The following is a 20,438-nucleotide window of genomic DNA, read 5'->3' as shown; positions in this document are numbered from 1 at the left end:
CTCACACTACAACGGCGCCGATGGCATAACCCAGAACTACGCTGACAAAGATGCAAGCCACACCCGGAACGAGGAACGGGTGGTTAAACACGTATTTGCCAATCCGGGTGGAACCGGTGTCGTCCATCTCCACCGCAGCGAGCAATGTCGGGTACGTCGGCAGCACGAACAGTGCGGAGACAGCCGGGAAGGCGGCGAGCGCAGTCAGCGGGCTCACCCCAATCGCAAGAGCCGCCGGGATGAGCGCCTTCGCCGTCGCCGCTTGGGAGTACAACAGCGATGCGGCGATGAAAAGCACGACCGCGAGCAGCCACGGCTTCGCGGTGAGCACGTCACCGGCGATGTTCTGGATGTCCTCGATGTAGTAGTTGATAAAGGTCGTGCCCAGCCACGCCACGCCGAGCACGCACACGCAGGCGGACATGCCGGAACGGAACACCTGCGTGTTCAGGATCTCCGCTGCCGTCGTGCGGGTGACCAGCACGATTGCTGCCGCGGCACCGAGCATGATGGCCATGATCGCCTCGTTGCGCGGGATGGTCGGGTTGGCAATGAGCCCCACCTGATCAGAGATCAAAGTGGCGTAGACCATCACGATCACAATCGCGGCGAGGAAGATCCCCACCGATGCCTTTGCTCCTTTGGGCGGGGCGTAGCGCTCGCGCGAAGCTGGCTCAGCTACGAGACCTTCGGACACCCGCTTGCGGTAGACCGGATCATCCTCGAGCTCCGCGCCCGTTTTGTTGGCGATCCAGGCCATGGGGAAAATTGCCAGGAACGTCGCGGGGATCATCACCGCCAGCAGCTGAAGGTAGCCCACACCGAGCGGCTCGAGAGCCGAGGCCATGAACACCACCGCGGCGGAAATTGGCGAGGCGACAATAGCCATCTGCGAGGCGATCACGGCCGCCGACAGTGGGCGCGAGGGCCGCACCTTGCCTTCCTTGGCCACCTCCACGATGACGGGCATGGTGGAAAATGCGGTGTGGCCGGTGCCGGCGAGCACCGTCATCAGCCAAGTGACAATTGGGGCGTAGACCGTGATGCGCTTCGGGTTGCGGCGCAGGAAGCGTTCTGCCAGATCCACCAGGTAGTCCATGCCGCCGGCGAGCTGCATCGCGGAGATAGCCGCGATGACGCACATGATGATGCCGATGACATCGAACGGGATAGCCTCGGCGCTCACCGGCATCCCGGTGGCGCCCAGCAGTAGCACGCCGAGCCCGCCGGCGAAGCCGATGGCGATAGAGCCCATTCGCGCTCCCACCACAATCGCTCCGAGGAGGATGATGATGTGGACGGCGAGTAACACGACGGGCTCCTTCAGACAGTTATTAGGTCATCCCATTATCTGTCCGGAGGAGCCCGAAACGGAAATGCAGCCGATGTGATGTTGGCTACGCGGCTCGGCTACGCATCAAGGCTCGGCTCGTCGTCGACGTAGAGCTTGCCCCGGTACTCGGGGTGCATGAGGTTTTCCTTGCTCAGCAGCTTCTTCAGATCTTCTTCCTCGATGAGGCCCTTCTCCAGCACGAGGTCGTAGACACTCTTGCCGGTTTCCGCCGCCTCGCGGCCGATGAGGTCGCCGTTGTGGTGGCCGATCACCGGGTTCAGGTAGGTGATAATCCCGATGGAGTTGGTCACGTACGCCTCGCACACATCCTGGTTGGCAGCAATGCCGGTGACGCACTTCTCGCGCAGGGTCTTCGCAGCGTTGGCGAGCAGGCGGATGGACTCGAACAGTGCTTGACCGATCACCGGCTCCATCACGTTGAGCTGAAGCTGTCCCGCCTCGGAGGCCATGGAGATGGTCACGTCGTTGCCGAAGACCTTGAAGCACACCTGGTTAACCACCTCGGGGATGACCGGGTTGACCTTCGCCGGCATGATCGAGGAGCCCGCCTGGCGCTCCGGCAGGTTGATCTCGTTGAGGCCGGCGCGCGGGCCGGAGGAGAGCAGGCGCAGGTCGTTGCAGATCTTGGACAGCTTCATCGCAGCGCGCTTGATAGCGCTGTGCATCATCACGTAACCGCCGGTGTCGGAAGTCGCCTCGATCAGGTCCGGGGACGCCTGGATGTCCAGACCGGTCACCTCGCGCAGGGCGGACACCACCTGGTCGCGGTAGCCGCTCGGGGTGTTGATGCCGGTGCCGATGGCGGTGGCACCGAGGTTGACCTCCAGCAGCGAGTCGGCCGCGCCGCTGATGGTGCGCTGTTCCTCGGCGAGGTTGGCGCCGAAGGCGGTGAACTCCTGCCCCAGGGTCATCGGGACGGCATCCTGAAGCTGGGTGCGGCCCATCTTGATGATGTCGGCGAACTCGTCGCCCTTCGCACGCAGCGCCTTCTGCAGCTCGTCGAGCTCCTCCAGCAGTCCCTGCACGGCGTAGTACACGCCGAGGCGGAAACCGGTCGGGTACGCGTCGTTAGTGGACTGCGACATGTTGACGTCGTCGTTCGGGTTGATCACCGAGTAGTCGCCCTTGTCGCGGCCGATCAGTTCAAGCGCGAGGTTGGCCACCACTTCGTTGGTGTTCATGTTCAGCGAGGTGCCCGCGCCGCCCTGGAAGACGTCGATCGGGAACTGGTCCATGCACACGCCCTCGTCCAGGATCTTGTCGCAGGCCGCGATGATGGCCTCGGACTTGTCCTTGGGGAGGGCGTGCAGACGGCGGTTCGCCATCGCGGTGGCTTTCTTCACCTGCACCATGCCGCGGATGAACTCCGGCACGTCGTTGATGGTGCTTGCGGAGATCTGGAAGTTGTCCACGGCGCGCTGCGCATGGATGCCGTAGTAGACGTCGGCGGGGACCTCGGCGGTGCCGAGGAGGTCTTCTTCAGTACGAGTGCTCATGCGCGCCACTATACGTAGCGCGACGCTTGCAGACGGGCGTTGTATACCCCCGATTTATGCCTGTCGAGCTGCAGAAAACCAACCGTCCACGTCATCGGCGCCCGCGCCGACGAAGTTGTTCGGGTCGAACTTCGTCGCACCCGCGGGAACCTCATCCGCCAGCCCCAGCACCGCGCAGCCTGCTGCGGCCCCGGCGGACATGCTGTGCCAGGAATCCTCCACCACGAGGCATTCCCCCGGTTCTGCGCCCGCGCGCCGGGCCGCCTCGAGGTACATGTCGGGCGCCGGCTTCGCGTGTGCCACTTCGTCGCCGGTGATGGTGCCTGCAAACAAGTCGCGATCGATCGCGTCGATGCACGGATCAGCCAGCACCCGCTCCGTGTTGGTGCACACGAACATCGGCGTGCCCCGCCGCGCGAGCGACTCGAGCACGCCGCCGATGCCGGGGTTGAGCTCGATGCCGGTGGCGAACAGCTCGCGCATGCGGTCGAACATCCAGGTGCGGTAGCGCTCCAGGTCGCCGTCTCGAAGCTCGTAGCCCGCCCACTCGGCCACCACGCTCAAGGTGTTGGGGAAGCTGCCGCCGATAGTTTTAGCGCGCACCTCCGGGGTGAGCGGGCGGCCCAGCAGCTCGCCGAGCTCGAAGGTGGCCTTGCCCCACAGCGGTTCGGTGTCGATGAGGGTGCCGTCCATGTCCCAGAGGACGGCCTTGGGCCTACTCAAGTTCCGGAAGCTCGTTGAGAGCCTCGTCCGTGGCGCCGGTGGCGGCCGCCGCGCGGAACACCAGGGTCTCGATGTCGGCCTTCTCCTCCGGTTCAAGCACCGCGCTGGCGTGCTTCTCGTTGAACTCTTCGAGGTTCTCGTAGAACGGAGCCACGACCTTCACCAGCGCGTCGCCCTCAGGATCGTCGCCGAGCAGGTCGAGGGCGTCCAGGAACATCTCCAGGAGCTTCTTCAAATCCGGCAGCACCGCCGGGTCGAAGGGCTCTTCCCACAGGTCCTTGTCCTCGTCCTGCAGGTAGGAACCGGTGGCGAAGGTGGTCAGGTCGTCGATGAATTCGTCTACCTCGGGCTGAAACTGGGCCCGAATCGAGTTGTCCGCAGCTGCGCTCATGCGCCCATTGTGCGTGAGGCGCGCTAAATGCGCACCCCGAGCAGCCCGTCGAGGGCGGTGGCGATGATCTGGTTGCAGTCGCCGGCCGCGCCGTCGAGAAGCGAAAGTGCCTCCGGGGTGTTCAGATCGTCCGCAAGAATCGCGCGAAGCTTATCGACGACATCCGTCGCCTCCGCCTCACTCACCTCGCCGCAGAGCTGCTCGCGCCAACGTGCGAGGCGCTCCTCGGCCTCGGCCAGGATCGCGTCGGAGAAGTCCCGGTCCTCGCGGTAGTGGCCCGAAAAGACGGCCAGGCGGATCGCCGACGGGTCGTGGCCCGCCTCCGAGAGCTTGTGCACGAACACGAGGTTGCCCAGGGACTTGGACATCTTCACCCCGTCGAGGGCGATCATGCCGGCGTGGACGTAGTGGCCGGCCATACGCTCGACCTTCAGCGCGGCCTCAGCGTGCGCCGCGGAGAACTCGTGGTGCGGAAACGCCAGGTCAGACCCGCCGCCCTGGATGGCGAAGTGGCTGCCGAGGCGGTTGGTGGCAATTGCGGAGCACTCCACGTGCCAGCCCGGCCGGCCCGGGCCGAACGGCGAGTCCCAGGCGGGCTCGCCCTCACGGTGGCCGCGCCAGATCAGCGCGTCCAGCGGGTCGCGCTTGCCCTCTCGATCCGGGTCGCCGCCGCGCTCTGCGAAGTACTCCTCCATGGTGGCGCGGTCCAGGTTGGACTCGTAGCCGAACTGCTCGGTGGCGTCGATGGAAGCGTAGATGTCGCCCTGGTCGAGCTCGTAGGCGGCGCCAGCGTCGAGAAGCTGCTGCACCATTGCGATCACCTCGTCGACTGACTCCATCGCGCCGATGTAGTCGCGCGGCGGGATCACGGACAGGATCTCCATGTCGCTGCGGAACAAGTTGATCTGGCTGGTGCCGAGTTCGCGCCAGTCCACGCCGTCGCGCTCTGCGCGCTCGAACAGCGGGTCGTCCACGTCGGTGATGTTCTGCACGTAGTGGACCTTGTGGCCGTTGGCGAGCAGCTGGCGCTGCGCCAGGTCGAAGGTGAGGTAGGTCGCGGCGTGGCCGAGGTGGGTGGAGTCGTACGGGGTGATGCCGCAGACGTACATCCCCACCTCCCCGTTCGCATCCGGGGTGGTGTCTACTTCCTTGACGCGCTGATCGGCGGTGTCGAAGAGCTTCAGCGGCACCGGGGTGCCAGCGACTGCGGGTACGGACGGGTCGGGCCATGCATGCATGCGGACAACCCTACAACTAGGCGGCCATCACGCCAGTGCCGAGCAGCGCCATCACGAGAAGGCCCAGCGGAATGCGGTAGGCGGCGAACCACGCGAACGAGTGGTTGGACACGAACTTCAGCAGCCAGGCAATGGAGATGTAGCCGACCACAAACCCGATGCCGGAGCCGACGAGCAGCTGCAGCCCGCTTGCCGCCTGGCCCGCCTGGGGGTCGAAGGCGTCCGGCAGCGAGAACAGCCCGGAGGCCAGTACTGCCGGGATGGCCAGCAGGAAGGAAAAACGGGTGGCAACCTCGCGGTCGAGGTTGAGGAACAAACCGCCGGAGATGGTGCCGCCGGAGCGCGACACACCCGGGATGAGCGCCAGGCACTGCCACAGGCCCATCAGAACCGCGTCTTTCATGGTCAGTTCTTCGAAGCCGCGGGTCTTTGTGCCGCGGCGCTCGGCCAGGATGAACACCAGTGAGAACAGGATCAGCACTGTGGCGGTGATCCAGAGGTTGCGGAAGTTCTCGCGGATTAAGTCCTTGAGCAGCACGCCCGCAAGACCGACGGGGATGGTGCCGGCGATGACCATCCAGCCCATGCGGTAGTCGAAACCGCGCTTGGACTTGTCCGCGAGGCCGGCGAACCAGGCGGTGAGGATGCGCCAGATGTCTTTGGCGAAGTACACCAGCACGGCCAGCTCCGTGCCCAGCTGGATCACAGCGGTGAAGCTGGCGCCGGCGTCTTCGCCCCAAAACAGTTGGGAGACGATGCGCAGGTGGCCCGAGGAAGACACGGGCAGAAACTCGGTGAGGCCCTGGACAATGGACAGGACGATCACCTGAACCCAGGACATTGTGGTGGCGGGATCAGTCATGGCGAAAGACACTACCCCGCCTACTTAGCCATCGCGGTGCGCGACGGGCGCGTTGCTAGGCTTTGACCTTGTGAATGCTCGTTTGTTTGCCCCCAGTTCCCGCCTCCGCTTTGCCGCAGTTTCCGGTGCCGTCTCGGCTGCCCTGGCGCTGAGCGCCTGCGGCGCGTCTCCTTCCGCCAAGATCGAGGAAGCCGGCGGTGAGGCGGCTGCGAACATGGGCAGCGCAGAGCCTGTGCAGTCCCCGCAGTCGTCGGACCCGGCGGGCGCGGTGGTGGACTTCGAGCCAGTGAGCGATGTGGACGTCACGAACGGCCGCATCGGCGTCCGCACGGAAAACGCGCTGACGATCGGCACGCTCGAGGAGATCCAGCAAGGCAAGGCCGCCCGCCACGAGCTGGACCAATCCTGCGGCGAGGCATCCGCCAACGCCGGCACCTTCGCGCTTGCCTGCGCGGGCGAGATCAAGCTCTTCGGCGACCGGGAGGAGACTATCGCCACGGATAAGCCGGTCACGGTGGCCACGGTGGCGTCGACAGGCGAGGTGCTCGCAGGCAGCGACACTGAGCGCAAGGTGTGGGTCTTCGACGGCGGAGAGCTGAAAGACACCATCGACGTCGCGCGCGAGACCGACCAGCTGCAAGCTGTGCAGGTGGACGGCCAGCGCGATTCGGTGGTGCGCACCAACCGCTTCGACACCACCATTCAGGACATCGACTGGAACGGCTCGCGCCAGGGCGGCACCCTGCGCGTCGGCCTGGGCGTGGGCAAGGTGCGCGGCGGCGAGCACGGCCTGGTGCTGGCCGCGGATTCCACCGGCAACCAGCTCCACGTCTACACCACCGACGACATCATCCGCCTCCAGCAGTCCGCGCCCGTGCCGGAAGGACCCTGGGATGCCGCGTGGGACCCCGCGCAGCGCCTCGCCTGGGTCAGCTCGCTGGCCAGCAACACCGCCACCGGCTACGACATCTCCCAGGGCATTCCGGTGAAGCGCAAGCACTTCGCCACCGTCGCAGATGCCCAGAGCATCATTACGCTTGACGACGGCACCGTGGTCGCCGCCTCCGCATCCGGCGACGGCATCCAGATCGTCTCCCCCGCCGACCAGACCGAGAGCAACTAGGAGATTCACCCGTGACGCTCTACGACCGCGCACTCAAGCTCATGTTCCTGCTGCCGCCGGAGCGCATCCACGGCATCATCAGCGGCGCCCTGCAGACGCTGCACCTGGCCACCCCTGTCAACCGTGTTATGGAAAAGACCGTGCGCGTGCACGACCCGGTGCTGCGCCAGACCGTTTTCGGCGTGGATTTTCCCGCCCCGCTGGGGCTGGCGGCCGGCTTTGACAAGAACGCCGAGGCGATCGACGCGTGGGGCGCGATCGGTTTCGGTTACGCCGAGATGGGCACCGTGACCCCGAAGTCCCAGCCGGGCAACCCCACTCCCCGCCTGTTCCGCCTGCCGGAGGACAAGGCGATTTTGAACCGGATGGGCTTCAACAACAAGGGCGCGCTCGTGGTCGCCGACAACCTGCGTGCGCGGCGCTCCCGCGACGTGGTGGGCATCAACATCGGCAAGAACAAGACCTCCGAGGATGCCGTGGCGGACTACCGCGCCACCGCGACGCTTCTGGGCCAGCTTGCGGACTACCTGGTGGTCAACGTCTCTTCCCCCAACACGCCGGGTCTGCGCGACCTGCAGGCGGTGGAGGAACTCCGCCCGATCCTGGAAGTGGTGAAGAAATCCACCACCACCCCGGTGTTAGTGAAGATCGCGCCGGATCTTTCCGACGAAGACATCGACGCCGTGGCCGACCTTGCCGTGGAGCTGGACTTGGCCGGCATTGTGGCTACCAACACGACCATTTCCCGCGACGGGCTGAAAACGCCCGCCTCCAGGGTGGAGAAGATGGGCGCGGGCGGCATCAGCGGAGCCCCGTTGGAGAACCGCTCGCTTGAGGTGCTCAAGCGCCTCCACGAGCGAGTCGGCGACAAGCTGGTGCTCGTCAGCGTCGGCGGTATCTCCACGCCCGAGCAGGCGTGGGAGCGCATCGCCGCGGGCGCGAGCCTGCTGCAGGGCTACACGCCGTTCATCTACGGCGGGTTGGGCTGGATCCGCGGCATCCACCGCGGGATCGCCACGCAGATCAAAGCCCACGGCCTGGACTCGATTGAGCAGGCCGTGGGCAGCGGGCTGGAGTGGAAAACGCTCTAGGCGCGCCCTGCTGCGCTGCGGCGCAGCACCACCGCGCACAGCCCGGCGGCGAGCGCCCACCCGATGAGCCAGAACGGTGTGGTGACCGTCAGCGCCGTGCCGGGTGCGATGAAGCCGAGCCCGATGAGCACCACCGCTGCCAGCAGCGCGCCCACCTGGGTGCGCGAGCCCGCCTGGTTGGTGTTGTAGGTGGCGAAGGCACCGACGATGGCCACTGCGGCGATCACGGAGAGCACCCGCGGGGTAATCGGAAACGTGGCATCACCTCGAAGCAGCGCCAGCACAGCGTAGAGCACGAGCACGAGCGCGATGCCCAAAAATGCGCCGCCGACGCGAAGTTGCACTGGAACCATTCGGCGAATCCTACTGGTTCTCGTACCAGCCCCAGATGATGGCGCGGCCGAGCGAGTGGAAGTTCAGGTTGAACCCGAGCTGGGTCGGGTTGGCGATCTCGTCCGCGGGCAGCTCCGTGTCTACCGCGTGGACGGCGTAGAGGTAGCGGTGCGGGCCGTGGCCTGCCGGCGGGTTGGCGCCGTAGTAGCCCTTGACACCGCTGTCGCCAGTGAGCACCACTGCACCGACGCCGAGATCCTCCGTCGCACCTGCGCCGGTGGGCAGCTCGGTGACCTCCGCGGGGATGTTGAAGGCCGACCAGTGCCAGAACCCGGAGGCAGTCGGTGCGTCCGGGTCGAAACAGGTCACCGCGAAAGTCTTCGTGCCCTCCGGGGCGCCGGACCAGGACAGCTGCGGGCTGGTGGCATTGTCGCCGGCCAGCGAATCGGCAAGGCGCTCGCCGTCGACGATGTCCTTGGAGGTGATATCGAATTCGGGGACTTCCGCCAACGGGGCGTACGGGTCGGGACCGGGGAATCGGTCGGAAACGTAATTCACAGTCATGTCCCCATTCCTACCGGAGGGCTAGTGACCCTCGCCACTCCATGCAGCGAAAAGCTGCGCGTACCTCCTACCGGCTGCGATGAGCTGGGTGTGGGTGCCGTCCTCGATAATGCGTCCGCTGTCCATCACGAGGATCCGGTCGGACGACGGCGCAAGTCGATGGACGCGCGGGCGACTTTGAGGCCCACCCCATAGTTGCCCAGGGCCCGCGGAAACAGCACATCGGCACGCTTCGCCCACGCGGCGGCTGTGGCATAGGAGCGCTGCGCTGGCTCGAGGATCCACAGGCCCGGCCGAGACACGGGTGCGCCTGTACTGGCGATTTGGCGGTTTCACCGCCCCGCCCTATAGTTATGCGGGTGCCCAGCCGAGAGGCTGAAAAACACCCTAAGCCCGGGTGGCGGAATGGCAGACGCGCTAGCTTGAGGTGCTAGTGTCCTATTAACGGACGTGGGGGTTCAAGTCCCCCTCCGGGCACCATGTGTTGTCTCGAGACATCGCTCCTACGGTGTCTCGAGATTTTTTGTTTTTGATGTGCCCCCGGGGTTAGATCTAGCGTTTTGGATGCCGATTGTGTGTTGGTGTCGATAGCATTGTCGTAGACGGCTGGTCGTCTGGTTTCGTGGGCGGGTTGGTTCTCGTTGCGGATCAGGGTGGATACTCTGGCGAGTAGGTCCTGGCCCCAGTTGGACTGCCTGGCGATTTCTACGGGGTCGTCTGGAAGTTCTGTTTTTAGATAGAGCCACCAATCCAGCATCCGGCGCTGATGCTCGCCGCACGCACCCATCTACCCCGCAGCGACCACATCCGCATGGCCCTGTGGGCCTGAGGGTGTCAGGAAGTTTGTGTGTGAGGCTCTGATCTTGAAGGAGTTTCACCGATAATGACTACGGTGTCACCGAAGAAAGGCCACGACCCGGCGAGGGTCAACGAGATCAGCGAGAAGCTGATGGAAAATCCTGAGCTGGCCAGCCTGATAAGCGAGCTGTCGACCTCCGCTGATGATGCAAGCGACCTGGTCAAAGGCCTGCTACAGGCATCGATCAACGCTGGTCTGCAGGCGGAGATGGATGCGCACTTGGGCTATAGCCATTCCGACCGCAAGACGAAAGCCCAGGTGGAAACCACACAGAGCAGCAATCACCGCAACGGGTCGTACACCAAAACCGTCAACTCCGGGTACGGCGCGGTGGAAGTGACCGTGCCCAGGGACCGTGCCGGCACCTTTACTCCCCGGATGGTGCCCAAGGGCGCACGCCGGCTCACCGAACTCGACGACATGATCGTCTCGCTATACGCAGGCGGGATGACCGTGCGCGATATCCAGCATCACCTCGCGACCACGCTCGGGGTGGATATGAGCCCGGATACGATCAGCACCATTACCGATGCGGTGTTAGACGAGGTCATGATCTGGCAAAACCGCCAGCTCGACGAGTTCTACCCAGTGATCTTCCTCGACGCGCTACGCGTGAAAATCCGCGACGGCCACCGCGTGGTCAACAAAGCCTGCTACATGGCGGTTGGTGTCGACATCGACGGCATCAAGCACATCCTGGGATTGTGGATCGCCGACAACGAAGGCGCCGCATTCTGGGCATCAGTTTGCGCAGATCTGGCCAACCGCGGTGTCCAGGACGTGTTCATCGTTTGCTGCGACGGGCTCAAAGGCCTGCCGGAAGCCGTGGAAGCCACCTGGCCGAATTCCATGGTGCAGACCTGCATTGTGCACCTGATTCGGGCGGCCAACAGGTGGGTGTCCTACCAGGACCGCAAAGGTGTCTCCCGGGCGCTGCGTGAGGTCTACACGGCCACAAACGAGGACACCGCCCGTGCCGCCTTGGACGCTTTCGAGGCCAGTGAACTGGGCCGGAAATACCCCCAGTCGGTCAAAGTCTGGCGCGACGCGTGGGAGCGGTTCGTGCCGTTTCTGCAGTTCCCGCCGGCGGCACGCCGGGTGCTCTACACCACCAATTCAATCGAGTCGCTCAACGCTGAACTGCGGAAAGCTACCCGCAACCGGGGCCAGTTCCCGAACGATACCGCGGCGCTGAAGACGCTGTGGCTGATGATCTGCAACATCGAAGACAAGCGCGCTGCGCAGCGTGCGAAGAAAGCAAAGCGCGACGTTGAGTGCAACGGCTATATTGAAGGGCGAAAGCCACCGGGTGGAAACAAGCCATTAACCAACTAGCCGTGGCTTACCCAGACCGATTCGCGGACTACTTGTAAACCAAACCCCCGCACACAAAGAATCGGACACTCTCCGTGGATGACCTTGTGGGTGACGATCTTGACTGCGGCTTCGACATTGGCTTTGTTTTTCGGCCGTCTCGACCTCGTGGGCAGCGCTGCGGTGTTGTAATGCTCCAAAAACTGCTCGTAGGTGTCGTTGACTTTGCGGTTTCGATCCGCCGTGCTGATCGCGTTCGACGCAGTCGAGGCATTATCCGGCACCACAACCTCAGGCACGCCCCCGAAGTAGGCGAACGCGTGGTGGTGGGCATCAAGCCAGGAATGCTGGCGCTCATCCGGACACGCGAGGGCAAAAATCATCCCGGAATACGGCATTGAGGCGACAAACACGCTGACCGTAATCCCCGGTGCGCCATAAGGGTCGAACAGGCGCATCTTGGTGCCTGCCCAATCCACCTGCATGGTGTGCCCCGGAGTGTGGGTGATGCGTGCGGTCAAACCGGCCGCATCGACATGGGACGCCACCAACTGGCGGAACCGGTCGTAGCTGTAATGAAGCTGGCCGGGTAAAGCAGGTGTGGTGGTGTAGCGCGCCCACAGCACTTGCAGTGTCTGCTTGTCACGCCCCGTGCGGGCTTTGACCACCGCATCGAAATCGATGGGGACGAATTCGCCCTGGCCGGTGCTGCGCCCATCGACGAATAACTCGTCGAGCTCATCATCCGTCAGCGCTAACACCTGGTCGATAGTGCGAATCCCGAGGGATCGAAGCACCTGGTTCGACCGGGAAATCGCGCGGTGCGAGCACCCGAGCTGTTGTTCAATCTGGCGGTACGAACGCTGCTGCACAAGCAGCTTCATCACCGCCCGGTAATCCGTCATCAGCGGACTCCTTCCGGTAACCGGCTACACCCCTGTGGTGCAACCACCCGAAAGCATCACCCGCCACCGCAAACCCCGCTACCGGATACCCACTAAACCGCTACCCGAAAGTCACCACACCGCTACCAACTAGCCGGTCGCAACAATTTGGTCAAAGGCCTGTTGCAGGCATCGATCAACACTGGTCTGCAGGCAGAGATGGATGCTCATTTGGGCTACGGCCATGCCGACCGGAAAGCGAAGGCTCGGGTGGAAACCGCACAGGAGAGCAATCACCGCAACGGGTCGTACACCAAGACCGTTAATTCTGGGTACGGCGCGTTGGAAGTGACCATGCCGCGGGATCGTGCCGGCACGTTTGCTCCAAAGATGGTGCCCAAAGGCTCCCGTCGGCTCACAGAGCTCGACGACATGATCATCTCGCTGTACGCCGGTGGGATGACGGTGCGTGATATCCAGCATCACCTCGCGACCACACTCGGGGTGGATATGAGCCCGGATACGATCAGCACGATCACCGACGCGGTGTTGGATGAGGTACTGATCTGGCAAAACCGCCAGCTCGACGAGTTCTACCCAGTGATCTTCCTCGACGCGCTACGCGTGAAAATCCGCGACGGCCACCGGGTGGTGAATAAGGCCTGCTACATGGCCGTCGGTGTGGATATGGACGGCATCAAACACATCCTGGGATTGTGGATCGCTGACAATGAAGGCGCCAGTTTCTGGGCATCAGTCTGCGCTGACCTTGCCAACCGTGGGGTCCAAGACGTGTTCATCGTCTGCTGCGACGGGCTCAAAGGCCTGCCGGAAGCCGTGGAAGCCACCTGGCCGAATTCCATGGTGCAGACCTGCATCGTGCACCTGATTCGAGCGACGAACCGGTGGGTGTCCTACCAAGACCGCAAACCCGTATCGAGTGCGCTTCGGGAGGTCTACACCGCACCGAACGAGGACACCGCCCGCGCCGCCCTGGACGCGTTCGAAGCCGGTGAACTGGGCCGTAAATACCCGCAATCGGTCAAAGTCTGGCGCGACGCCTGGGACCGGTTCGTGCCGTTTTTGCAGTTCCCGCCAGCGGCCCGTCGGGTGCTCTACACCACGAATTCGATCGAATCGCTCAACGCTTAAATTGCGTAAAGCTACCCGTAACCGCGGGCAATTCCCGAACGATACTGCGGCGTTGAAAACGCTGTGGCTGATGATTTGCAACATCGAAGACAAACGCGCTGCCCAGCGGACGAAGAAAGCAAAACGCGACATCGAATGCAACGGCTATATTGAAGGAGCGAAAGCCACCGGGTGGAAACAAGCCATTAACCAACTAGCCGTGGCTTACCCAGACCGATTCGCGGACTACTTGTAAACCAAGCCCCCGCACACAAAGAATCGGACACTCTCTCAAGGCGCGACCAATTTATGCCCGAACCGAGGGCTCGATTAATGCGCACCTCAATATCGTCATGGCAACACTCGCAGTAAGTCGAATGATGGAATCAGCAACCGGACGAAGCATTAAACGACTCGTGCGAACTTTCAAAAAGTATCGCAGTTTTGAACTCAGAGTCGAAGACACAACAATCCACGCGGCCACGCCACTACCAGCCGAAGTGCAAAACCTCGTCCACGCCATCACCGACCCCTGACTTCCGCACTAAAATGATCCAACTCAGGAGAAGCGCACGCGGATTAACCTACGCCGGCCAGCAGAATTTCTACGAACTCCTTGCGCTTTTCTACATGGAAGTTGTGGCCCGAGTCAGCCTCGACTTTAACGGCACCGGCGGGAAGAGAATCCATGGCCCTGGCGGCGTCCTCATCACTGGCCGCAGCTTGAAGGACTTCCCCGTCGTATCGCGCTTGACAATGAATATAGGTAACTGGCGCTTGAATCGCCGCAAGTGTTGCTTCTTGATCAAACCCTTCGTTCCAGAGACCCGTAAAGAAGGCATCACCAAACGCTGGGTCATAATCCATGATGTACACCTGTGCCTCATTCATCTCGGGAGGCATGGTCCACAGAGCTATCGGGGCGCCCGGATGCCGAGAGTGATATGCGAGTCCATCACCGATGAACCCCTGAGCAGAGTCCCCAAAGTATTGCCACATTTTTTGGCTGCGCCACTGATAAGCCTGCCAGTCGGTCTCTCCTGAAGACAAGAACTCATGAGTGCTGACAGCTAGGTCCTGATAATTCCACGTATTGCGCGCCTCAGGCAGCTCTGTGGCAAATAGCGGCGGATCTTCTAACACCAGGAAGCTAACCAGTTCTGGATGACGCGCAGCAATCAACGCGGCCAATTGACCCCCAGACGAATGCCCACTTAATACGACGGGTTGGCCAATTGTCTCTATATAACGAGATAGGACGTCTGCGACCTCCACCGCTCGATAAGATTCAAGGCGATCAGACTTGCCATGCCCTGGAACGTCGATGGCATACACTTGGCGGTCCTTGCTGAGGTCACGTAAAGCGTAACCGTACTGGCGCCATCCGCTCGCTTGACCATGGATAAGGACAATAGGGGAACCGTCCCTTGGCTCGCTTACCCCTACATTGAGCTTCACATGATCCACGCTCACCCGGTGCTCTTGATAGCCAGCCTTTTCCAGGGATCTCACAAGACGCGAGTGATACGTGGTTGTGTACCATGCCCAACCGCCAGCACCGGCTGCCGCAAGTGCAACGATTGCCGTCACGATAAGTCCCGCCACCTTCAGGACCCTTTTCCCGACCAGGGCCATGAGCTATCACCTTACCAATAAATTTGTATTTGTGCGCGCTCTTCGAAATGTAGCCCACTGGCGCTCTTTGAAAAGTAGCCCAGCGTGGTCGTTGGTTATTGTGCCTGATGTGGTTGCAGGGCGGGGGTTGTTGCGGGTTTTCTCTTCCTTTGATGCGGTGGCTGGTGGCGCGGTGTTGGAAGATTTTGGCGTGGTGGACAATACGGTCCACCATGGTGGTGGCGACGGTAACGTCGCCGAAGCATTGCGCCCATTGGGAAAACGCCAGGTTGGACGTCACGATGATCGACCCGTGTTCGTATCGGCGTGAGACGAGTTGGAAGAACAGGTTCGCGGCGTCGGCTTCGACTGGGATGTAGCCGAGTTCGTCGATGATGAGCAGGTGGTAGCCGCTTAAGCGTTTCAGGGTTGGTTCTAGTTTGCCCATTGTGTGCGCTTCGGTGAGGGTGTTGACCCACCCGATGGCGGTGTCGAAGAGTACTCGGTAGCCTTGCTGCGCTGCGGTGATGCCGAGTGCTGTGGCGAGGTGTGTTTTGCCGGTGCCGGGTGGGCCGAGCAAGACGACGTTTTCGGCGGTGGCGACCCAGGCGCCGGTTTTCAAGACGAGCGATGTCTGCGCGGTCGATGCCGGGTTGGGCGGTGAAGTCGAAGTCGGCGAGGGTTTTCATCGACGGGAAGCCGGCGCGTTTGACGCGTTGGGCGGCGCCTGATTCTGCTCTGGCAGTGGCTTCGACAGACAGCACTGCGGCGAGGTATTCCTCGTGCGTCCAGGATTCGGCGCGGGCTTGTTCGGCGATGGTGGCGTGGATGCTTGCGATGCGCGGCGCTTTGAGCTCTCTGGCGAAGCGGTGGATACACCGCACCGAACGAGGACACCGCCCGCGCCGCCCTGGACGCGTTCGAAGCCGGTGAACTGGGCCGTAAATACCCGCAATCGGTCAAAGTCTGGCGCGACGCCTGGGACCGGTTCGTGCCGTTTTTGCAGTTCCCGCCAGCGGCCCGTCGGGTGCTCTACACCACGAATTCGATCGAATCGCTCAACGCTTAAATTGCGTAAAGCTACCCGTAACCGCGGGCAATTCCCGAACGATACTGCGGCGTTGAAAACGCTGTGGCTGATGATTTGCAACATCGAAGACAAACGCGCTGCCCAGCGGACGAAGAAAGCAAAACGCGACATCGAATGCAACGGCTATATTGAAGGAGCGAAAGCCACCGGGTGGAAACAAGCCATTAACCAACTAGCCGTGGCTTACCCAGACCGATTCGCGGACTACTTGTAAACCAAGCCCCCGCACACAAAGAATCGGACACTCTCAAAGGTTCCCCCCCCCAGGCTACGCAAACGCCCCTTACGGGAGGTGACATCCGCATTACCCCGCCTGATCCACGCGCAGAGGAAGACCATCATGGCTGGGAAGTTCGAGATCTACACTGAAATAGCCGGAAAGTTCCACTTCCACATCAAAGCCGGCAACTGTGAAGCTGTCGCCACCAGCGAGGGGCCTCCACTTTCGGGACAGTAAAGCTGACGGTAGCCTAGTTTCACGGAGCCTCGGCGAGTTTTCCTCCGGCCAGAATATAGCCATCCAAGTTCCTTGTGGCCCTCTAAAGAACTAGTAGTCACCGGTTCCGAAGGAAGGGGCTACTATCTTCCCGCGGATTTAGGCATAAAACCTGCTTTGGGAAACGAGATCCTTGAGTGGACGAGAGAATTTGGATCGAATTTCATCAAGGAACCCGACAGCTTTCGCGAGCGACCTAAGTGGAAAGAAGAATTCGATCGGTTTCGGTGGTACGACAAGGGTTGGGACATCACGTACAAGTTGAGGGAGGATTTCCCAGCGGTGCAGATCGTCCCTCAATTTTCTCATTTAGTTTTTTCCATCAATGAAAGACGGGAAAATATCGGGAAAAGCCCCATCTGCTTTCCGGGAGAAAACCTTACAGGTCACGTATCCATAAGGGATATTGGGAGAAACGGGTAAAGAGATCTGTCAAAAAATAGCTAACCCCCGCCCCCATACGTCGCACGGGTTGCGTCCCTTAGTATGGTGTAACGCTTGCTGATGGTCGGCCCTGCCAGATAGTGGGGTGGCCAGGAAAAGCCAAGAAGGAGACGGCGGGCCCGTAAATTCCGATGACGATAGCGTAGCCAGCGGGCTCCCCTATCAGAGTTGGAAGTATCCACGGTGTCGCGACAGCCGCAACGACGAGCCCGCACGACGCCGCTTTTCGCGCCGCGCCGTCTGTTGTGGACCGCGCAGCAGCTATGCACCCGATGACGACCGCGCTGCCATAAAACATCAATGACAGCACCATCGGCCCATAGGTCACCGAGATTCCTAGAACTGTCAACGTCAGGGAAAGTAGAAACAGGCCGACCGACGATTTGTTGCGTTAATTTGCACTCATGGACCCCCTCCTCAAGTTGGTTCCAGACTACTGGACGATGGAAGATGGCGGGGTGAATCGTTTGCGGAAAGCGCCACGGAACCGGGTGGCACTCGTCGTTGCGGCGGGAGCGTTGTTCGTCGCAGCATGGATGCTTCTCGACGTCCCTCCGCTGTCCACACTCCGCACCTGGTCCGATGAGACCGGAGCCTGGTTCCCTGTCCTGTTCTGGCTGCTGTACGTGCTGATCACCCAGTTCCCCATTCCTAGGACCCTGATGACTGTCTCCGCCGGCATCCTTTTCGGCACCGGCCGCGGGATCCTTATCGCGCTGACAGCTACGACGGTCAGCGCAGTGGTTTCTCTCCTCATCGTCCGTACGCTGCTGCGGGATTGGGTGGAACCGCGCCTCACGCACCCGGCCGTGGAGAACATCAACCGGCGGCTCGAGGAGCGCGGCTGGTTGGCCATCTTGAGCTTGCGCATGATCGCGGCGGTGCCGTTTTCCATCATGAACTACGCCGCGGCGCTCACTCGTGTGCCCGTGGCCCCGTTCGCGCTTGCGACCTTGGTGGGGTCTGCGCCTGGCACGATCCTCGTCACCCTGTTCGGCGACACGCTCACCGGTGAAGCGGACCCGGTCTTCGTGGCGATCATGGCAGTGCTCGCTGTCGTCGGCGTGGCCGGGCTGCTGCTGGACGCGCGCTTGCCGACCCGCTCGGGACGTGTCGGAGTCAAGCCCCAAGGGTAGACCGGAGTACGCTACGGCCTATGATTGCCGTGCATGCGAGGTACCGGGGCCGCGAGAAGGCCCGCGCCGCCGTGGTTGAGCGCTCCGCTGAGGCGCTCAGTGGCCTGCCCGGTGTTGCAGGCTTCGAGGTGCTCGGGGTGGAAGACATCCGCTCGAAGGTCGAGGACGCCGAAGCTGCACTGAACCTGATCATGGCGCTGCTTTCGGACGGCAACTGGGCCATCGGGCTCGGCATCAGCGACGGCGAGGGCTCCACGCGCGACGCTTCTGCCACCGCGACGAAAGCTGTCGGAACGAGGGCGGGCCAGGTGCGGGTGATCGTCGATAGGCAACAAGCGACGACTGAGGCCGCGGACATCGCGGCGACCTTCGCGCTGATGGCGCACGTGCTGCACAAGCGCACCTACGAGGGGCGCGAGGCGACATCGCTGGTGCGGCGCGGCATGAACCAAAATGAGGCCGCCGCAACCCTGGGCATCTCCAAACAGGCGATGAGCCAGCGGTTGCAGGCGGCCGGGTGGCCCGCGGAGCAGGCCGGGTGGCAGCTAGCGCTGAATTTGATTACTCGGGCTGCTGGTCAGGGCGAGTAACGGGGCGCGAGACCGGCTCGGACACGTCAGTGTCGCGGCCGAAATCCTGCTCGAAGCCGGTGCGCTCCGGCTCGCCCGCGGTGATCTCGCGGCGGGTGGCGCCGCTGGGTTCCGGCTTGATCGAATCCTGCGCTGACCCCTGTGCCGCATCCTGGGTCGGATCCGGGTCGTCGACGTGCTTGTTGGCCACCGCACGCGCCTCGGCGAGAGCCTTTGCCAGCTCCGGGTCGGTGGAAGTGTCGAACCAGCGGTCGGTGTTGTCCGCCTGGGCCATCTCCCGGTCGCGGTCGTTCGGGGACTCGGACTCGTAGCGGAACACGCCGTCGTCGTCCTTGTTGGCGAAGGCGCGGGCGAACTGCTGCAGGGAGTCGCCGAACTGGGACGGGATCATCCACATCGTCGCCGCGTCGTTGTTCGCGATCTTCGGCAGCTGCTCCAGGTACTGGTACGCCAGCAACTCCGGGGTCACGCCGGAAGACTTGATGGCGGCGTTGACCTTCTGGATCGCGCGGGCCTCACCCTGCGCGGCCAGGTACTTGGCGGCGCGCTCACCCTCGGCGCGCAGCATCATCGCCTGACGCTCCGCCTCAGCCGCGAGGATGGCCGCGTGCTTCTCGCCCTCCGCGGAGAGGATGCGCGCCTGCTTCTCACCCTCTGCGGTCTTGATGTCGGACTCGCGCTTACCTTCAGCAGTGAGAATCATGGCGCGCTTTTCGCGGTCCGCCTTCATCTGCATCTCCATGGACTGCTGGATGGACGGCGGCGGATCAATCGCCTTCAGCTCCACTCGGCTGATGCGAAGGCCCCACTTGGCGGTGGCCGCGTCCAGCTCGCCGCGCAGGCGGCGGTTGATGGTCTCGCGCGAGGTCAGCGTCTCCTCGAGCGTCATGCCGCCGACGACGTCGCGCAGCGTTGCCACGGAAATCTGCTCCACGCCCACGAGGTAGTTGTCCACGCCGTAGATGGCCTTGGCCGGGTCGTTGATCTGGAACGTGACCACCGTGTCGATCGCCACGGTCAGGTTGTCCTGGGTGATCACGGCCTGCGGCGGGAAGGACACCACGCGCTCACGGGTGTCCACTCGCTCGCGCACGCGGTCGATGTAGGGCACGAGGAACGTCAGCCCGCCGGATGCGGTGCGGGTGTAGCGGCCGAGGCGCTCAATAACCGCCGCTTCCCCCTGCGGGATCAGCTTGATTGACGCGGTGAGTATTGCCACCACCAGCGCGATGATGACGAAGAATGTGATAAACCCTCCCATTTAGGGCTCCTTCCACACGACAGCGACGGGGCCGTCAATATCGTAAACGGTCACGCGGGATCCCGCCGGGATGGTTTCCGCCGGGTCGAGGCCGCGGGCGGACCACAGGGAGCCGTCGAGACGCACCTGGCCGTTACCGCCCGCGATGTCCTCGACGACCTCGGCCGTGCTGCCCACGAGCGCCCGCGGCGAGTCATCCAACACCAGCGGCTTTTCCATGCGGCGGCGCAGCGGAGGGCGCAAGAAGAACCAGAACAGCGCGGACGAGGCGGCGAACACGGCGACTTCCGCCCACGCAGGCACGCCGCCGAGCGCCACTAGCGCGGTGGTCAGCGCGCCCGCGCCGAGCATGAGCAGCGTCAGCTCACCCACGGTCAGTTCCAGCAGCGCCAACAGCGCCGCGGCTAAAAACCAAAGCAAAGGTCCCACGTAATTTACCTTACA

General features: G+C 62.8%; 18 protein-coding genes, 1 tRNA gene and 6 pseudogenes. 10 read left to right on the top strand and 15 right to left on the bottom strand.

Features of this window, described 5'->3' with window-relative positions; translation table 11 throughout:
* Position 1 precedes the first annotated feature (1 nt).
* From O5O53_RS05950 to O5O53_RS05925, 6 genes are all read right to left on the bottom strand, one after another.
* Positions 2-1,312 (bottom strand): anaerobic C4-dicarboxylate transporter, encoded by a 1,311-nt coding sequence (locus tag O5O53_RS05950; protein WP_269509874.1) that lies wholly within the window; start codon positions 1,310-1,312, stop codon positions 2-4.
* A gap of 98 nt (positions 1,313-1,410) precedes the next feature.
* The gene (gene aspA / locus O5O53_RS05945) at positions 1,411-2,850 is read right to left on the bottom strand and encodes an aspartate ammonia-lyase (RefSeq protein ID WP_269509871.1); all 1,440 of its coding nucleotides are present in this window, start codon (positions 2,848-2,850) and stop codon (positions 1,411-1,413) included.
* Positions 2,851-2,904: 54 nt separating this feature from the next.
* Positions 2,905-3,573 carry an HAD family hydrolase gene (locus O5O53_RS05940; RefSeq protein WP_269509868.1) on the bottom strand — a complete coding sequence of 223 codons (669 nt, stop codon included), beginning with the start codon at positions 3,571-3,573 and terminating at the stop codon, positions 2,905-2,907.
* The gene (locus O5O53_RS05935; protein ID WP_269509865.1) at positions 3,566-3,964 is read right to left on the bottom strand and encodes a hypothetical protein; all 399 of its coding nucleotides are present in this window, start codon (positions 3,962-3,964) and stop codon (positions 3,566-3,568) included. Before O5O53_RS05935 ends, O5O53_RS05940 begins: the two co-directional genes overlap by 8 nt.
* A gap of 23 nt (positions 3,965-3,987) precedes the next feature.
* Positions 3,988-5,202, bottom strand: a complete 1,215-nt coding sequence (gene mshC / locus O5O53_RS05930; RefSeq protein ID WP_269509862.1) for a cysteine--1-D-myo-inosityl 2-amino-2-deoxy-alpha-D-glucopyranoside ligase — start codon at positions 5,200-5,202, stop codon at positions 3,988-3,990.
* A 16-nt stretch (positions 5,203-5,218) separates the two neighbouring features.
* Entirely contained in the window at positions 5,219-6,064 is an 846-nt protein-coding gene (locus O5O53_RS05925; RefSeq protein WP_269509860.1) for an undecaprenyl-diphosphate phosphatase, read from the bottom strand.
* A 70-nt stretch (positions 6,065-6,134) separates the two neighbouring features.
* Between O5O53_RS05925 and O5O53_RS05920 the strand changes: the two genes are divergently transcribed.
* Complete coding sequence (locus tag O5O53_RS05920; RefSeq protein WP_131771928.1) at positions 6,135-7,187, top strand: YncE family protein; 1,053 nt, start codon at positions 6,135-6,137, stop codon at positions 7,185-7,187.
* Between the two features lie 11 nt (positions 7,188-7,198).
* Positions 7,199-8,278: a quinone-dependent dihydroorotate dehydrogenase gene (locus O5O53_RS05915; RefSeq protein WP_269509858.1), complete on the top strand. Its 1,080-nt coding sequence runs from the start codon at positions 7,199-7,201 to the stop codon at positions 8,276-8,278.
* Here the strand turns inward: O5O53_RS05915 and O5O53_RS05910 are convergent.
* The 3 genes from O5O53_RS05910 to O5O53_RS05900 all read right to left on the bottom strand — a co-directional run bounded on the left by O5O53_RS05910 (position 8,275) and on the right by O5O53_RS05900 (position 9,477).
* The gene (locus tag O5O53_RS05910) at positions 8,275-8,631 is read right to left on the bottom strand and encodes a hypothetical protein (RefSeq protein WP_181191669.1); all 357 of its coding nucleotides are present in this window, start codon (positions 8,629-8,631) and stop codon (positions 8,275-8,277) included. The two genes, O5O53_RS05915 and O5O53_RS05910, sit on opposite strands and share 4 nt — an antisense overlap.
* A gap of 10 nt (positions 8,632-8,641) precedes the next feature.
* Positions 8,642-9,175: a YbhB/YbcL family Raf kinase inhibitor-like protein gene (locus O5O53_RS05905; protein WP_269509856.1), complete on the bottom strand. Its 534-nt coding sequence runs from the start codon at positions 9,173-9,175 to the stop codon at positions 8,642-8,644.
* 125 nt (positions 9,176-9,300) lie between these two features.
* The gene (locus O5O53_RS05900) at positions 9,301-9,477 is read right to left on the bottom strand and encodes a hypothetical protein (RefSeq protein ID WP_269510060.1); all 177 of its coding nucleotides are present in this window, start codon (positions 9,475-9,477) and stop codon (positions 9,301-9,303) included.
* Positions 9,478-9,566: 89 nt separating this feature from the next.
* On the opposite strand from O5O53_RS05900, the gene O5O53_RS05895 reads away from it, so the two are divergent.
* Positions 9,567-9,655: transfer RNA gene (locus O5O53_RS05895), tRNA-Leu, on the top strand.
* Between the two features lie 97 nt (positions 9,656-9,752).
* Here O5O53_RS05895 and O5O53_RS05890 read toward each other — a convergent pair.
* Positions 9,753-9,959, bottom strand: a pseudogene (locus O5O53_RS05890) (IS1249 family transposase); the annotation flags it as partial.
* Positions 9,960-10,058: 99 nt separating this feature from the next.
* On the opposite strand from O5O53_RS05890, the pseudogene O5O53_RS05885 reads away from it, so the two are divergent.
* A pseudogene (locus O5O53_RS05885) lies at positions 10,059-11,407 on the top strand (IS256 family transposase).
* On the opposite strand, the gene istA reads toward O5O53_RS05885, so the two are convergent.
* Complete coding sequence (gene istA / locus O5O53_RS05880) at positions 11,366-12,253, bottom strand: IS21 family transposase (RefSeq protein WP_269509855.1); 888 nt, start codon at positions 12,251-12,253, stop codon at positions 11,366-11,368. The pseudogene O5O53_RS05885 and the gene istA overlap by 42 nt on opposite strands.
* A 141-nt stretch (positions 12,254-12,394) precedes the next feature.
* Between istA and O5O53_RS05875 the strand changes: the two are divergent.
* Together O5O53_RS05875 and O5O53_RS11810 are read left to right on the top strand one after the other, a co-directional pair.
* Positions 12,395-13,619 (top strand): annotated as a pseudogene (locus O5O53_RS05875) (IS256 family transposase); the annotation flags it as partial.
* A 34-nt stretch (positions 13,620-13,653) separates the two neighbouring features.
* Positions 13,654-13,899 (top strand): annotated as a pseudogene (locus tag O5O53_RS11810) (IS1634 family transposase); the annotation flags it as partial.
* Between the two features lie 43 nt (positions 13,900-13,942).
* Here O5O53_RS11810 and O5O53_RS05870 read toward each other — a convergent pair.
* Both O5O53_RS05870 and istB read right to left on the bottom strand, forming a co-directional pair.
* Positions 13,943-14,998, bottom strand: coding sequence for an alpha/beta fold hydrolase (locus O5O53_RS05870; protein WP_095279068.1), 1,056 nt, complete (start codon positions 14,996-14,998; stop codon positions 13,943-13,945).
* 142 nt (positions 14,999-15,140) lie between these two features.
* A pseudogene (istB, locus tag O5O53_RS11805) lies at positions 15,141-15,861 on the bottom strand (IS21-like element helper ATPase IstB); the annotation flags it as partial.
* Here istB and O5O53_RS05860 point away from each other — a divergent pair.
* From O5O53_RS05860 to O5O53_RS05850, 4 genes and pseudogenes are all read left to right on the top strand, one after another.
* Positions 15,852-16,281: pseudogene (locus O5O53_RS05860) on the top strand (transposase); the annotation flags it as partial. The pseudogenes istB and O5O53_RS05860 sit on opposite strands and share 10 nt — an antisense overlap.
* A 126-nt stretch (positions 16,282-16,407) precedes the next feature.
* On the top strand, positions 16,408-16,524 hold the full coding sequence (locus O5O53_RS11820; protein WP_496197146.1) for a YegP family protein: 117 nt from the start codon (positions 16,408-16,410) through the stop codon (positions 16,522-16,524).
* 926 nt (positions 16,525-17,450) lie between these two features.
* On the top strand, positions 17,451-18,143 hold the full coding sequence (locus tag O5O53_RS05855; RefSeq protein ID WP_269510044.1) for a TVP38/TMEM64 family protein: 693 nt from the start codon (positions 17,451-17,453) through the stop codon (positions 18,141-18,143).
* A gap of 20 nt (positions 18,144-18,163) precedes the next feature.
* A complete protein-coding gene (locus O5O53_RS05850) occupies positions 18,164-18,733 on the top strand; it encodes a MarR family transcriptional regulator (RefSeq protein ID WP_181888440.1) in 570 nt (189 codons plus the stop codon).
* Here the strand turns inward: O5O53_RS05850 and O5O53_RS05845 are convergent.
* Together O5O53_RS05845 and O5O53_RS05840 are read right to left on the bottom strand one after the other, a co-directional pair.
* Positions 18,705-19,994 (bottom strand): SPFH domain-containing protein, encoded by a 1,290-nt coding sequence (locus O5O53_RS05845; RefSeq protein ID WP_269509849.1) that lies wholly within the window; start codon positions 19,992-19,994, stop codon positions 18,705-18,707. The two genes, O5O53_RS05850 and O5O53_RS05845, sit on opposite strands and share 29 nt — an antisense overlap.
* Positions 19,995-20,423, bottom strand: coding sequence for an NfeD family protein (locus O5O53_RS05840; RefSeq protein WP_269509847.1), 429 nt, complete (start codon positions 20,421-20,423; stop codon positions 19,995-19,997).
* Positions 20,424-20,438: the final 15 nt, after the last annotated feature.

This window comes from Corynebacterium faecium (genome assembly GCF_027257105.1).
GTDB lineage: Bacteria > Actinomycetota > Actinomycetes > Mycobacteriales > Mycobacteriaceae > Corynebacterium > Corynebacterium lehmanniae.
The sequence above is the reverse complement of the archived record's forward strand: the minus strand, read 5'-3'. Positions and strand labels throughout refer to the sequence as shown.